Origin of the sequence: Paenibacillus sp. DCT19 (genome assembly GCF_003268635.1) — a bacterium.
Lineage (GTDB): Bacteria > Bacillota > Bacilli > Paenibacillales > Paenibacillaceae > Paenibacillus.
In genome coordinates, this window is the sequence record NZ_CP029639.1 from 1,533,535 (window position 1) to 1,548,488 (window position 14,954).

Sequence of the window (14,954 nt, forward strand, 5' to 3'; positions counted from 1 at the left end):
TTAATGCCTTAACGAATGAAGGCTCCCGAGAGGGAGCCTTTTTTCATGTGAATTAAATTAAGATATAGTGAGATTGAAATTCTTACCATTTACTAAGAAGTGAAACCTAAAAGATTATTGTTCGTATGTACAATGATACATAAATGAGAATTTCAGGAATTAAGGAGGAACTTTTTTGCGAAAGAGTACAAAATGGGTATTGTGGATATTAGGTTTAATGCTCGCTGCGATTTTTATTAATTTTTATATGAATCTATATAGCTTGGGTTTTGCTCTAATTGGGGTGCTGTTTATGGTATTTACGGGATGGGGGTTTCTGGTGAAGCTGAAGAATGACGTTCGCCAGCACGAGGATCATCATAGAAGAATGCATGAATCTGTGAACGATGATATTGAGAGATACACCAGGTAAATTAACGTTCTAGATACCTGACATAGAAATAAGAGATGCTAAGCCCACGCACAATTAATTCGTATAATGAAAGAATAGGGACTCCCGTTAGGGAGTCTTTTTAACTTTATAGGTTGAAAACAATAAAACTTTTATGAGAATTACATATTGCTCTGAAAAGAAAATTTGAGTAATATAAACATATGAATAAGTGTTCATGTATTGAAGTGTAAAATGATAATGGAGATGATACATATGTACGATGTATTGGTAATCGGAGCTGGGCAAGCAGGGTTAGCAGCAGGTTATTATCTCAAACAATCAGGATTAACTTTCTTGGTCGTTGATGCAGGCTCATCTATTGGGCAATCTTGGCGTACACGGTACGACTCTTTGCAGCTCTTCACTCCACGAATGTATGATGAGTTACCCGGAATGCCTCTTCAAGGAGATCGTCATGGCTTGCCGAGTAAAGATGAAATTGCAGATTATTTTGAAAAGTATGCTGAACAAATGCAGCTTCCGATCAAGTTAAATTGTGCAATTACCCGTCTCTCTATAGAAGATGAAATTTATTATGCGGAAACTACAGAGGGAACGATTACAGCGCGCAATGTTATCATTGCAACTGGGCCTTTCCAGGTTAAAAATGTTCCTAGCTTTGCGAATTCATTATCTGAAGATATTGTTCAACTTCATTCCTCGGAATATAAAAACCGCTCTCAATTGGTTCCGGGAACAACAGTTGTCGTTGGTGGCGGCAATTCAGGTGCCCAGATTGCAGTAGAGTTAGCATCAGATGATAGACAAATAGTGTACATATCCCTAGCTCGACAGATTACATTTAAGCCATTACATATTATGAAACGAAGTATATTTTGGTATTTGGAAAAGACCGGATTGTTACGTGCGGGTACTGAACGTATGAAGGGGAAGTGGTTACGCAATCAGCCTGAGTATGTATACGGCTACGAGTTAAAAGAGCTGATTGCCAAAGAGCGAGTGAGCATGCGTCCGCGAGCTACCAATGCGATAGATGACCGTATCCTATACGAGGATGGTAGTGAGACAAAAATAAATAACATTATCTGGGCAACGGGTTTTCAGCGAAATGATCGTTGGATTGATATTCATAATGCTTTTGATTCCGATGGGGGAGTCTTGCACGAGAGAGGCATATCGCCAGTTGCTGGACTGTACTTTGTAGGATTACCTTGGCAAACATCGCGTGGTTCGGCGTTGCTAGGCTGGGTTAAATACGATGCTCAGAGTATCGTGAATGCTGTCCTTCAGAGCTAGAACGAACGAATATGGTATCTCATATTTTGGGTATATACCTAAAAGGAGGGATCATATGAAATTAATCAAAATGGCGTGCATGACTTGTTGTATAGTACTAGCATCTCTTTTATCAGCTTGTGGTGCGGATAATATTCTACACGGGAAGAGTGATCATTGGGATGTGTCCCTTCAGCGATCAACGGGTTCATTCAATATTGTCTACATTGGGGAAGAAACCAAGCTTAAGGATATCGAGTACGACATCTCTGGCACGAATATTAAATACCAGGGGAAAGCTTCTAATGAACAAGAGGTACCCTTCCATATATCCGGCCCCATCATAAGTAACGCGGATAAAACAAAAGATCCGATTACGTTTAGAATAAGCTGGAATGATCAAAGCGAGAGTGTGACCTTTGAATAGCTCTCGCTTTGGGAGGTGTTACACGGTTGAAGTGGGCACAATTATGGATTTAGCGGATTCCTAGCTAACACATCAATTACTTTTATTGATCATACTTTACACAATGAGCCGTCCTTCATAGGACGGCTTCTTGCACGTGTGAGACTTACTCCACCGTTGTTATTTCAAAAACGGATGTCCCATCATTTTGAATCTGGAAGCGATATTGGAATCCATCTCGTATCGTCGTTCCATCAAACTCACTCTGATTCACATCACGCTCTAACAATCCGATATCCTGAATAACGTCTTGCGCATCGTTATAGGTATATTCACTGTGAGTGGTTAGGATGAGTGTAGCGATAGCAGTTAGCAGTACGCCACGTGTCGGCTCATTGACATTACCAGTTCCATATAGCTTAATTTCCTGTATTTGTTCATCTGCATTGACTATTCCGATCATGCGCAGTTCGTCATTGAATGCATATTCAAAAGTAGGAGTAGCCTGATCCGCAGATGATTCATTCATGGTTAGTCGAGTAATCGCCAGCCCGTTTAATCGGTATTTTCCTACAGCAGCATTGAACTTGTTTCGGAAATCGCCAGCAGTCATTTGGAATCCAGTAGTATTGTTCGGACTTGAAGCATCGTCGTTACTTTGATCCGACGCAGTACCGGAATTCTGCTGTGTTGTCTGCTCTGAACTAGGCTGTGAAGAGTCTGGAGATAATACCAACATGCCATACATACCTATGGAAGCCATTACGAAACAGAGCGTCGTTAGAATGATATGCTGGATGTTTATCTTGTTACGTTTTCTCATCGATAAGATCATGCGTACAAGAAAAACAAAGAAAGCTAATAATCCAATAATCCATATTACGGTAAACAAAACTTGCAAATTCTCACCTCGTAATCTCTCAATTGATGAAAGCTCATCTATATTCTATTGTTCCAACATTCATTATAATGTTTCTTCGAGTAACTTTAAACTGAGCATGTACACTCACACAACGAACATTATGGATCACATATCTCACATCTCCAGCATACATTCTCAATTCAAACATCACTTATCAAGCATCTCGCATCATGCATCACAGATCTAGCTTCATTCATCACGGGCAAAAAGCACTGCCAGCATACAGCTAGCAGTGCTCTTCTTAGACTTTCCTAACTTACATCTTCTATATAACTTGAACTAAAGAATATTTACACTTGCCACTCCAATGACAGAACAACCTTACGATCGCTGTTATCCCCAGATTTTTTTAATTCCCTCTATAAGGGGAAAATCCGGGGATAAAGGCGACCGCTCCGCTTCTTCAGGTTATTTCTGTCCTCTCCGTTTCCGTGTAAATGTTTAGTTCAATTTATATAGTTATACAGGTTTAACCGTAAAGGTGAAGTGGTACGCACGATTAGCGGGCAATGTATATTCCGCATGAGTTGGCGCACCCCAGCTATCATCTCCGCCTACGCCCATTTGTTTGTAATTGATGCGGGCAACAGTCTGGGTGCTCTGAGGTAGTTTGTACACATGGTCATGTGTCTCAAGTTCCTCAGGCGTCCACGGCAATGCATTAATCTCGAATGGTGTTGCTGATTCGAAGCGGACACCGTTTGTGTTATCGCTGGACGTAATTTCAGCATAACGTACATCGGTTTTGTTACCGCATTCCTGTGGTCTCAGGTACGGAACGAATTGATCGCGTACCGCTCCAGTGTAATATCCTAATCGTGCACTGGTCAGCCGGTCTGCATAGTTATCGTGTGGCCCTCTACCATACCAAGCGATTGTATCCAGCTGGTTATTCAGTTGCAGCAGCATGCCGAATTCCGGTAGCTCGGGTAATCCTTCACCTGGAATAAGATGCTGCTGTATTTCCAGCGTGCCATCTGGGAGCATCTTGTACGTAATGGACAACGTGCACCCTGGATGTGCATTCCACGTATAATCGCTCGTCACGATGCAATTTTGTTCATTCACTTGGTGTTCGAAGCGAATTAATTGGCTAGTCGCGTGTGCATCCTTCCAGAAGCCGGAACGCTCTGGGAGACCGTTACCTAGATCATTATCTGTCACAGCACGCCAGAAATTAGGCCGGACAGGTGCAAGCAATTGCTCTTGCTTGTTGATCTGATAGGAGGTAAGCGCGCCTGTAGTTTGGTCAAAAACAAACGATACATGTTCACTACTTACGCTCAACTCGTTCTGCACATCCTCTACGAGTAACGATTTACCCTTGCCTTGCTCTGCTGCCTTGTTTGGTTGCAATCTTGGCGATACAACGAACTGATCCCAAGCGACCTCATGACCTTCGCCTGCCCATTTGGTTGCAACTTTGGTCACGAGCGACACGGTTAACACCGCTTCTTGGAACAGATCTGCCGATAGTGTATAAGGAATCCGGATTTCGCTTGAGTCTCCAGGTGCCACGGCAATGTCAAGTTGACCGTTCTCAACAGGTTTACCATCGTGTAATAACGTCCATACAAGATCGTATTCGCTCAGATCGGTGAACAGGAAGAGATTACGGATACGCAAAATACCCTCCTGTACATTCACGGCTTCCATGCGAACATTTTGGTAACATTTCTTCACTTCTTCAAGCTTCGGTGTAACTGAGCCATCTGCCAGGATCAGTCCGTTTCCGCAGAAATTACCATCATGCGGTGATTCTCCGAAATCCCCGCCATAGGCGAGATACTCAATCCCATCTGCTGTAGTTGTGAGCAGCGCCTGGTCGATCCAGTCCCAGATAAAGGCTCCCTGCAGAATATCATAACGGTCAAATACATCCCAGTATAAGTGTAATCCACCACATGAGTTACCCATGGCATGGCTGTATTCACAGATGATATAGGGTTTCTTCGGCACCTTCAGCTGGGCATATTCCTCTACTTGTTGAGGTTTGATATACATGGTTGACTCAATATCACTCGCTGAATCCGAAGGTCGATAATGGAACGTTCCCTCGTAATGAACGAGTCTTGTTGGGTCAGCCTGTTTCAGATGATTGTACATGGCGATGAAGTTGTCGCCACCGAAGGATTCATTACCCAATGACCAGATGATGACGGACGGATGGTTCTTGTCCCGTTGGAACATCGAGTTACAGCGATCTAACACATTCTCTCGCCATTCTGGCTTGCTTGCAGGAATGTTGTTCTCATTCAGTTCCTTTTGTCCGTAGTACCATGATCCATGTGTCTCCAGATTCGTCTCATCAATGACATAGAGGCCGTACTCATCACACAGCTCGTACCAGAGCGATTGGTTAGGATAATGTGAGGTGCGAACAGCGTTAACATTGAAAGATTTCATCAGCTCAATGTCACGGATCATATCCTCAGCGGTAATCGCACGTCCTGTTTTCGGAGAGAATTCATGGCGATTAACGCCTTTGAAAACAATACGTTGACCATTGATTTTCATCAAACCGTCCTTCAATTCAAACGTACGGAATCCAACGCGGGAACGAACCGCTTCAACCGTTTCACCATTGTCCGTCTGGATAGACAGAACTACTGTATATAGATTGGGGGATTCTGCACTCCATTTCAGTGGATTGGTAACCTCGGCAGATAAGCGAACACTCAGTTCGTTATCATTGGCAAAAGAAACAGCCGCACGTAATGGTTGATCCAGCACCGCTTGATCCTGTGCATCATAGAGCTGTGCCTGCACGTTCATGCCATCTGTAACGCTGGCATTGTGATTGAACAGTTTCACATCGATCTGTAGCTCAGCATCCTGATAGGCTGCATCAAGGTTAGTCTGTACGAAGAAGTCAGCAATCTGAACCGGTGAAGGGGAATACAGATATACGTCACGGAAAATCCCGCTCATCCGCCAGAAGTCTTGATCTTCCAGCCAGCTCGCATCACACCAACGGTACACTTCCACGGCAAGTGTATTCTCGCCATCACGTAGATACGCACTAATGTCAAATTCCGAAGGTGTAAAGGTGTCTTCGCTATAACCGACTAATTCGCCGTTAACCCACACATAGAACGCAGATTCAACCCCTGCGAAATGGAGAAGAACAGGGCGATCCTTCCAATCAGCAGGAACGGAGAACGTTCGGATATAAGAACCAACAGGATTGTAGGTTGTTGGTGCGAATGGTGATTTTAATTCTGGCTCACGCTCTGACCATGGGTAACGGATATTCGTATATTGTGGGTAATCATAGCCTTGAAGCTGCCAGTGCGAAGGAACCGGGATCTCGTCCCACTGGCTATAATCGTAATTCGTCTCGTAAAAGGACGTGATTCGAGCATCTGGCGTTTCCGCAAAAGCAAACTTCCACACGCCATTCAGGGACTGGTACCAAGGAGAAGATGTTGCTTTATTGTTCAATGCTTCCGCAATAGACGGAAATGGCATCATTGAAGCATGTGCCTGTAATCTGCCAACTTGAAAGATTTCAGGATTATTGTTCCATTCAGGATAACCATTGGCTGGAGGGGTGTAGTTCAATTTGTTTCTCATCACAGCAACTCCTTCAATAATGTTATAATATTGTCATTATAAAATTGAAAAGGCACTTATGAAATAAAGAATATTGCCCACATCTATCACAATATGAAACTAAATTGACAAGGTGGTGAACTAGTGGAAACTCAATTTAGGTTTGGAAAAATAGACGAGACCTCTCGTTTGCCGATATATATGACTACAGTAGGTTATTGGGAGCATCAGAAGGACACAGATCGTCCGCAGGGCTTCCCTGATTATCAGATCCATCAGGTCATTGAAGGGCAGGGAAAGCTGATTATTCAGGATGAAGAGCATATGGTCGGCCCGGGTGATGTGTTTTTCTTATACCCTGACATTCCGCATCGTTATCTGCCTATAAGTGATCGCTGGGAGCTGGCATGGATATCCTTTCAGGGGCGAGAGGCAAGTGAGTTGCTCTCGTATGCGGGCATTACCCATTCACGCGTATGCAGATTGACATCCAACAAGCTATTACAAGGGTTACAGCACATGCTTGTGAGAGAAGAGAATGTGGAAGATACCCAGTATGAAATTGAATGCTCCAAGTGGTTGTACGCCCTGCTGCTGGATCTTAAATCAATGCTGATCGCGCCAGCTAACCAGAATGATGAGTTACAGCGTTTAAAGCCTGTGTTGCGATATATCGCTGAGCATCTGGATCAGTCGTTGTCTCTAGCCGAGCTGGCCGAAGTGGCTGTTGTATCCCCGCAGTATTTGTGCCGCTTGTTCCAGCGGGCATTATCCACCAGACCGTTGTTCTATGTGAATCAACAGCGTATTAATCGCAGCAAGCAATTGATGTTTAGTGAGATGCAGCTGCGAATTTACGAAATTGCCCATCGGGTTGGGTACGAGAATGCCAGTTACTTTTGCGCCATGTTCAAAAGGCATACCGGCATGAGCCCGGAAAGCTTCCGTAAGCTACATGGATTGCAATGATTTCATTAACATCTTATCCGTTGGTTCAACTTATATGGAAGGTGTATGCGTCACAGCGTATACTTCGCTTAAATGAAACGCCAGATAGATTTTCATCCAGCCTTCTGAATCATTCAGATCAACACCTAGAATCTCTTCTATTTTACGTAGACGTAAATAGAGTGTATTGCTATGAATATGCAATCGTTCGGCCGTGGCCTGAACGGAGCGGTTCTCGGAAATATAGGTTTTGAGCGTAAGTTCGAGCTCCCCGATTTCTGCTGCTGGAGCGGTGCTAGAACTTCATGAATATAGTTTTCAATATCCGACGTCTCTTGATTGAGGAAGAGCTTGTTAATGCCAATATCCTCATAGAGCATTATGCCTACTTTATTACGCTTCAGCAAAAAGGAAAGTGCGCGTGTAGCCTCGTCATTGCTCTTGGATACATACTCCAGGCCACGATACATGCCGCCAATTCCCATCAAGAGTTGCGGCGTCTTGGAGGTAGTCCATTTCTGGATGGCGACTTCAAGTGTGCTAATGACGTGCAGCCGGATTTTGGGATCGGAGGCGGCAGCCAGAATCGTTATTTTATTGTGCGTATTAAATAGTAGATGCTCTGTTGTGCCTAACTCCTTGTCGGTAAAGCCAATCAGCTTACGAACCCAATTTTCCGTTGTTTTCATATCCAGGTGTTCACTCTGAAGCTGAACCTGAATGACGAATAAGGATTGATGGGTGGGTAAATGAAAACTGGCAAGCCTGCTCTCTAACTGCTGAGGTTCCCGATATTGAACGAGATCACCGAAATAATCCTGGTTTTTGCGATATGTCATCTCCGTCAGAGAGTAGGTATTCATCATATTCAATGTGACAATAGCTCCGCCCTGTTCCAAAATAACATGGTCAAGCTGACGCAGGGGATGATGCAGGTCAATGAGGAAACAACCGAGCACAAGCGCACCATATACGATCGGATATAAATATACGTCGGGATGCCCATCTCCAGGCAATGACACAGGGTCGAAGCTGTTCTCTATCAAGCTGTAGATATTGATCTCATGAAGCACAGCACTCTCAGGTATCGTAGGATACCAATCGTTTCTCGCCATATCAATATAATAGGTAGGCAAGTTAAGCATCGAACCTACCTTCTCAATGGTATGACCTAAAGAACCGTGTTCAATCGATAGTTTGGTAAACTGATTATGAATTTCATTGCGGCTTACAAGATAACGATTCTTCTCCAGTAGCTCAGAATACATGGTTGCGTTCGAGATGGCGATCGCCGCCTGATCTGCAAACCCTTGCATCACGTTCAGATCATGCGGGGCAAAACGCCTGTATTGCGTGAATTGATAGACGAGCATGACCCCGATTTTCCGCGTGTTCATTGTGACTGGAACAGCAATCATGCCTTTAGCCACACTACCGTCGGGTAACGCACTAACAATAATACTGGCTTTCTCTGGATTAACGTTATCCATATCTCTGTACGCCTCTTCCGGGTTACTGTATATACGGCCGATGCCTTCCTCATATACCTTCCCAGTAATTCCTTCATCGATCTCTCCTTGATACTGAAACACACTATCTTGAAAACCAACCTTGGCTCTGGGAATCATTTTGCCTGATTCGGGATCAACCATCATAAACAAACCACAGGATAGGGATGGGATTACTTTTAGCGCATTCTCCATAATTTTCAGCAACAGATCGTTCAATTCTAGTGAACAGGTAAGCTCTCTTAGCCCCGTCATCCAGCGCTCATTATGTACACGCTCCTTCATAATCTGCTGTTTGAGCAGTTCTTCCCGGATCAATGATTCCAGACGTTCACTCTGTAAGAGGGTCAGCTGCTTCTGAGTATCGACAGCAACACGAATATGGCAATGGGATAGAAATTCAAACGTATATTTAAATATTTTCCACTCTGAACCTGGAGGTATTTCCTCGATATTGTCGGGCATCTCTCCTACAAGCAGCCAGTTATTCCACTGAACATCATAATCATCCTTGAGCCATATGCCATATCGACAGGTGCCAAAGCTAAGTGTCATAAAGGAATGTATCGTCTCATTTAACATGGGTGCGACTCCTTTCGTGTGCCAATACATAACATTAGTCATATCAATTTTAAACGAAGGTTCTTCTTCGCTGTGTATATCACCATCAATATCTATATAAAACTGTTGGTATCAACAATGACATTATACAATTGCAACTTATATAATGTCAGTAACTTTAACGCAATACAATTTCATCGTAGTACAACAGTAGAGCTGTAAATCGAACGTGTGCACGTAATCTTTAAGTTCAACTTAACTTTTACACGAGAACGGAGAGGACAGAAATAACGTGAAGAAGCAAAGCGTTCGGCTGAAAGCTTTCTGAAAGAAAGCTACATCGGAAGCATAGGCTATCCCCGGATTTTCCCTTTGGAGAAGGGGATCAAAAAAATCTGGGGATAACAGCGATCGGAAGGTTATTCTGTCATCGGAGTGGCAGTGTAAATATTCTTTAGTTGAACGTACAACCAAATCTGAAAACGAGGTGGAGTATTGATGAGTCCAATGATTGCTTTTACAGGTGCATTGCTAATAGATGGACAAGGTGGAGAGCCTGTTGCCGATAGTGTGGTTCTGGTAGACAACGGTAAGATTAAAGAGGCAGGTGCCAAGGCAACAGTACAGATTCCAGAAGAAGCTCAGATTGTCGACGTGACTGGAAAAGTTATCATGCCAGGATTGATCGATGCACATGTTCACGTACATGGAGCGAAAAATCTGAACATGGCAGCAGTGGCTCTTGAGCCAAATGAACTTCAGATGGGGAGAGCATTACAGGATTTACCCAAGCTGATTAACGCTGGATTCACAACGGTTCGGGATGTCGGCAGCCATGTCGCTGTGTATATTCGTGATTTAGTCAAAGAAGGTGTCGTTAAAGGGCCACGGATCAAAACGTCTCGTCATATGCTCAGTCAGACAGGTGGACATGCAGATATTCATATGATTCCAACGGAATTGAACATTTTCACGACATGTGACGGTGTGCCAGAAGTCATTAAGGCCGCACGCACGCAGTTCCGTGAGGGTGCAGATTTTATTAAAGTATGTTCGACAGGCGGGGTGCTGTCTGAGAAGGATGATCCACGCTGGTCACAATTCCGCTTGGATGAACTGAAGGCGATTGTCTATGAAGCTGAGGCGGTACAGTCGTATGTAGCATCACATGCACAAGGCACACAGGGGATTAAAAATGCGTTGCTTGCAGGTGTTCGTACGATTGAACACGGAATCTACATCGATGAAGAAGGCATCGGTATGATGCTGGATCAGAAGGCTATTCTCGTTCCAACACTAGCTATCGTGCATCGGATTATCCAAGAAGGGCATAAATACGGTGTACCTGAATTTGGCATTCGCAAAGCCGAGCGTGTATACCAAGAGCATATTGAGAATATGATCATCGCACACAAAGCAGGTGTGACCATCGCAGCGGGTACGGACTTCTGTTCATGTGCACCGGTGGAGCACGGTGGTAATGCGCTCGAAATGCGATTGCTTGTAGATGATGTTGGCTTCACACCAATGCAGGCCATTGTGGCTGCAACGAGAGATGCGGCCAAAGCGATGCAGATGGAGGAGGAGATCGGCACCCTTGAAGCGGGCAAGTCAGCAGATCTGCTGGTTCTGAATGTGAATCCATTGACCGATATCAGTCTGCTTGCTAATACAGCCCATATTGAGCAGGTCTATTTATCAGGTGAGCGCTTGAAATAATAAGCAGACAACATAGAGAATGGGGAGAAGTCACCATGTTTAGTCAACCGATTTATATCGCCACGATATTACTTGTCATTTTAGCTATAGGAGAATTAGTCTCCATCTGGTCGAAAGCACGAATTCCTTCCTTGCTCGTTATTCTAATCGGTTATCTACTACTGAACTGGGCCGGATTCTTTCCGCAAGGCGTGGTGTCGAGCTCTGCACTGAGCGCGTTCGGGGCGTTGATGGTGGCTCCGCTTATTGTTCATATGGGAACCTTGATTCCATTGAAACTGATTCGTTCGCAATATAAAGCGATATTGATTTCACTGTTCGGATCACTTATAGCTACAGGGCTCATTTTGTTAATTGTAACGCCATTTTATGGTTATCCTACAGCCGTTGCCGGATCAAGCCCGGTGGTCGGTGGTATTATCTCTTATCTGATCACGGCTACGAAGCTGCAGGAGATGAATCTCGCGCATCTGATTACGATTCCGGCGGTTATTTTGGGGATTCACTCACTCGTGGGCATGCCGCTCGCAACGAATCTACTTCGGAGATATGCACTGAAGCTACAGAAACAGGGTGCTTTTGAGAACAAGACTCCATCGTCAAGTAACGTAAATATTAAGGAAGCGAATGTCAAAACATTTCTTCCGCAGCGTTTCCACACGGCACCAATCTTGCTATTGTTCTTGTTTATTATGGGCAGTCTGTCCATCTATCTTGGCAATATAACCGGGCTTAGCTACAGTATTTGGGCTCTGCTGTTAGGTGTTATTGGACATCTTGTCGGGCTATTCCCATCACGGATTCTGGATAAAGCCAGTACGTCAGGCATTGCTATGATCGGTCTGATTATCGTGGTTATGACAAGTATGGAGTCGATTACGGTGGATGCAGTGGTCAGCTCTATTATTCCCGTATTGTTCATTATCGCAGTCGGGGTGGTTGGGGTAATGATCGGAGGATTCCTTGGTTCTAAGCTATTCAAATGGGACCCGCTGAAAGGTTTGCCAGTAGCGTTAACAGCTCTATTTGGTTTTCCAGGGGACTACATTATCTGTGAAGAAGTGAGTCGTTCTGTTGGACGTGATGAGAATGAACGTCAAGCGATTCTGGATGAGATTTTGACACCTATGCTGGTCGGTGGATTTACAACAGTCACCACAGCTTCTGTATTAATTGCGTCAGTATTGATCAAGACACTGTAAGAGGTTGTTCAAAAAGTCCGCTTTTGATTACGAAGGATGCGCGAGCGGTATCTCAGCGTTGGTTAGTTTAATTTTCTTTATAAAATTGATCTTCTCTTCATCCCAATTTCAGTTTCTATTAAGGTTCGAGGGCTAAGATAAGTCTTGTAAACCCCTTCTCGTGTTAAATAGATGTGTGACTGGCTCCGCCCGGATCGTCCGGCGGGGCATTTTTTTTGTATCTTTGGCTGTGTAGGGTTATGTGATGATGATATGATAGAAGCATACATAATGGGTATACAGAGCAGAGAGATGAAGAGGAAGGAAGGGTTCTCATGGATGTAACGCTGCATACGATGTTTCGACCAATCCAGATCAATGGTACGGATGATCAATCGTATTATGTAGAGAGAATGCCTTCTCCTGATCTGATGGCGTATATTGCTTGCTATTGGGAATCAGGTTTTTTTCGAACAGTGAAGAGAACATATTGCCTAAGCATACGAGTGGATTACCCACTCGGGTATTGCCAGACGGTTGTACGGATATTCTTATAACATATGATGCGGCTCAGTCGAAGCATACGTTATCGTATTGTGGAAACTACACGCAGCCCCTCGTATTTCCCCAAGGAGTAGGTGTGGTTCCGTCCGGGGATTATACGTTTGGTGTGCGCTTTTTTCCTGGAGGGGCTCGGTCATTTCATGGCTTGCCACTGGATGCGTTCACAGATCTGAGGATCGCCCTTGAGGAATGCTGGCCTACGCAGGTGGAGGAACTTCGGGAACGCCTGGCTGCAACGAACAGCTTCCATGAGCGGGTGCGACTTATGGAGGGAACGTTGAAGCAACTGTCGGTACGTATCTCAGCATACGAGCAGGATCTGATGAAAAATGTTCTGCACCGTATATTCAGTGATGGCGGCAGTATGAATGTGCATGAGCTCGCCATGCGTGAGGTTGTGAGCGAGCGGCAATTGCATCGTAAATTTGCAGGCTGGATTGGCATTAGCCCCAAGCGGTTTAGCGAGATCGTTCGTTTTCACCGTGTACTGGCGAGCATTCATCAGAATCCGGTGAGTGATTGGGCGGCCTTGGCGGTTGAACATGGATTCTATGACCAAGCACACCTGATTCGTCACTTTCGTAAATTTTATGGAGATACGCCACGGATCGCTGCTAAGGAGCATCATTTGATGATGTCCGATTTGTACAATAGATTAGACAAGCCCTCGGTTATACTTAAATCCTAAGATGAATGATAAAGGAGACAACTGATATGAATGGAACTATGCAAATGAGAGATCATCTGCTTCGAGAGTTGGAAACGGGCGTGCGGACTGGCGCATCACTTATCCGTCTGATTCGTCCTGAGGATTGGGCATACCGTCCACAGGATAATATGCGTTCTTTGGTGGAGCTGGTGCACCATTTTATTCAAATTACCGCCTCGGATCTTGCCATCATGCAGGAGAAAGGCGAAGCAGAGGTAGGACAAGTTGAGAATAGTCTAGCAGGCATTGAGGATATCGAGAAATTAGAAGCAACGCTGTGGAGTAATCTAGAAGCGTACAAAGCTTATATCGTTTCACTCAGTGAAGAGGATCTATTAACCCGTTCTACCAAAGCTTTTTATATGGAGCACGGACACCTTCAGGCGCAGTGGCAGATTGAGACGTTAACGCATGTATTCCATCACCGTTCCCAGCTCTATAATTATCTCAAGCAGCAGGGGCATGAGTTAAACTTCTTCATGTTATACGCGTAAGCGCAGGAGATTTATAATCTACTATCAATGAAGTTTGTGTATGTAATTCAGTGCGTTTCTACGTTGAACATAAAGTACGCATTGCAACAGCTCTACCGGATGGTTCGGTAGGGCTTTTTTGCGTTTCAGTCGATCATCGAGTCTTGCTTCTATGAAGTCTAGCAAAAATAGACGTTATAACACTGGCATTTTACCGTTACAATACTAGATTTCAAACATAGAATACCGTATCAAAGCAAAAAGGAGGTGATTCACATGGCTATCCTTTTACCAATTCAGTATTACAATCTTCCAGCGGGTGTAGGTAAGTCCTACTACGAAAATCTGGCTGGAGGCTCCAACGCTACTGTAACAGTCAACAACAATGGACCATTCCCGTATCTCTTGTGATTACTCGTGTCAATGAACCAGTTGTCACTTATGTTGTTCCTGTAAACAGTAGTCTTACGATTGGGGCGGGTCATGTGTTAGTTTTCGCGTTGCTAGCGAATAATGGAGGCGCGGCTTCCGGAACGATTCAATTCGCTGTAGCTGATTTCTAATGCAGACTTGACTGTAGTACACTAACAAGCCCTTGTCTGGTAGGTTATCCTGCCAGGCAGGGGCTTAATTTTTGATAGTGCTAGTTTTGTAGAAAATGGTATGATGTGTAAGCTTGTTATATTTACATAACGCTGTTATAAGAATGAGCGCTTCTTGCACAGCACGAAAGGAAGAA

13 protein-coding genes are annotated in these 14,954 nt (G+C 44.3%); 9 read left to right on the forward strand and 4 right to left on the reverse strand.

The genetic code is table 11. The features are described 5' to 3' along the window. The first annotated feature begins 175 nt into the window (after positions 1 to 175). The 3 genes from DMB88_RS06695 to DMB88_RS06705 all read left to right on the forward strand — a co-directional run bounded on the left by DMB88_RS06695 (position 176) and on the right by DMB88_RS06705 (position 2,096). Positions 176 to 412 (forward strand): LapA family protein, encoded by a 237-nt coding sequence (locus DMB88_RS06695; RefSeq protein WP_128100726.1) that lies wholly within the window; start codon positions 176 to 178, stop codon positions 410 to 412. A 225-nt stretch (positions 413 to 637) separates the two neighbouring features. Beyond that, entirely contained in the window at positions 638 to 1,690 is a 1,053-nt protein-coding gene (locus DMB88_RS06700) for a flavin-containing monooxygenase (RefSeq protein WP_128104346.1), read from the forward strand. A gap of 55 nt (positions 1,691 to 1,745) precedes the next feature. Beyond that, positions 1,746 to 2,096: a hypothetical protein gene (locus DMB88_RS06705; protein ID WP_128100727.1), complete on the forward strand. Its 351-nt coding sequence runs from the start codon at positions 1,746 to 1,748 to the stop codon at positions 2,094 to 2,096. A gap of 145 nt (positions 2,097 to 2,241) precedes the next feature. On the opposite strand, the gene DMB88_RS06710 is transcribed toward DMB88_RS06705, so the two are convergent. Together DMB88_RS06710 and DMB88_RS06715 are read right to left on the reverse strand one after the other, a co-directional pair. Next, a complete protein-coding gene (locus DMB88_RS06710) occupies positions 2,242 to 2,898 on the reverse strand; it encodes a hypothetical protein (RefSeq protein WP_128100728.1) in 657 nt (218 codons plus the stop codon). A gap of 558 nt (positions 2,899 to 3,456) precedes the next feature. Continuing rightward, on the reverse strand, positions 3,457 to 6,573 hold the full coding sequence (locus DMB88_RS06715) for a beta-galactosidase, LacZ type (RefSeq protein WP_128100729.1): 3,117 nt from the start codon (positions 6,571 to 6,573) through the stop codon (positions 3,457 to 3,459). A gap of 123 nt (positions 6,574 to 6,696) precedes the next feature. Here DMB88_RS06715 and DMB88_RS06720 point away from each other — a divergent pair, with 123 nt between their 5' ends. After that, positions 6,697 to 7,521, forward strand: a complete 825-nt coding sequence (locus tag DMB88_RS06720; protein ID WP_128100730.1) for an AraC family transcriptional regulator — start codon at positions 6,697 to 6,699, stop codon at positions 7,519 to 7,521. Between the two features lie 30 nt (positions 7,522 to 7,551). Here DMB88_RS06720 and DMB88_RS31935 read toward each other — a convergent pair whose 3' ends face one another. After that, on the reverse strand, positions 7,552 to 7,704 hold the full coding sequence (locus DMB88_RS31935; protein WP_368028322.1) for a helix-turn-helix domain-containing protein: 153 nt from the start codon (positions 7,702 to 7,704) through the stop codon (positions 7,552 to 7,554). Beyond that, positions 7,659 to 9,590, reverse strand: a complete 1,932-nt coding sequence (locus tag DMB88_RS06730) for a GAF domain-containing protein (protein ID WP_164848627.1) — start codon at positions 9,588 to 9,590, stop codon at positions 7,659 to 7,661. The genes DMB88_RS31935 and DMB88_RS06730 overlap by 46 nt, the downstream gene beginning before the upstream one ends. A gap of 477 nt (positions 9,591 to 10,067) precedes the next feature. Between DMB88_RS06730 and DMB88_RS06735 the strand changes: the two genes are divergently transcribed. The 5 genes from DMB88_RS06735 to DMB88_RS31700 all read left to right on the forward strand — a co-directional run bounded on the left by DMB88_RS06735 (position 10,068) and on the right by DMB88_RS31700 (position 14,626). Then, on the forward strand, positions 10,068 to 11,288 hold the full coding sequence (locus DMB88_RS06735; RefSeq protein ID WP_128100732.1) for a metal-dependent hydrolase family protein: 1,221 nt from the start codon (positions 10,068 to 10,070) through the stop codon (positions 11,286 to 11,288). A 35-nt stretch (positions 11,289 to 11,323) separates the two neighbouring features. Next, complete coding sequence (locus DMB88_RS06740) at positions 11,324 to 12,490, forward strand: hypothetical protein (RefSeq protein ID WP_128100733.1); 1,167 nt, start codon at positions 11,324 to 11,326, stop codon at positions 12,488 to 12,490. A 469-nt stretch (positions 12,491 to 12,959) separates the two neighbouring features. Beyond that, entirely contained in the window at positions 12,960 to 13,721 is a 762-nt protein-coding gene (locus DMB88_RS06745; protein WP_254438484.1) for a helix-turn-helix domain-containing protein, read from the forward strand. Positions 13,722 to 13,747: 26 nt separating this feature from the next. Then, complete coding sequence (locus DMB88_RS06750) at positions 13,748 to 14,236, forward strand: DinB family protein (RefSeq protein WP_128100734.1); 489 nt, start codon at positions 13,748 to 13,750, stop codon at positions 14,234 to 14,236. Positions 14,237 to 14,491: 255 nt separating this feature from the next. Then, positions 14,492 to 14,626: a hypothetical protein gene (locus DMB88_RS31700; protein ID WP_302476283.1), complete on the forward strand. Its 135-nt coding sequence runs from the start codon at positions 14,492 to 14,494 to the stop codon at positions 14,624 to 14,626. Positions 14,627 to 14,954 lie beyond the last annotated feature (328 nt).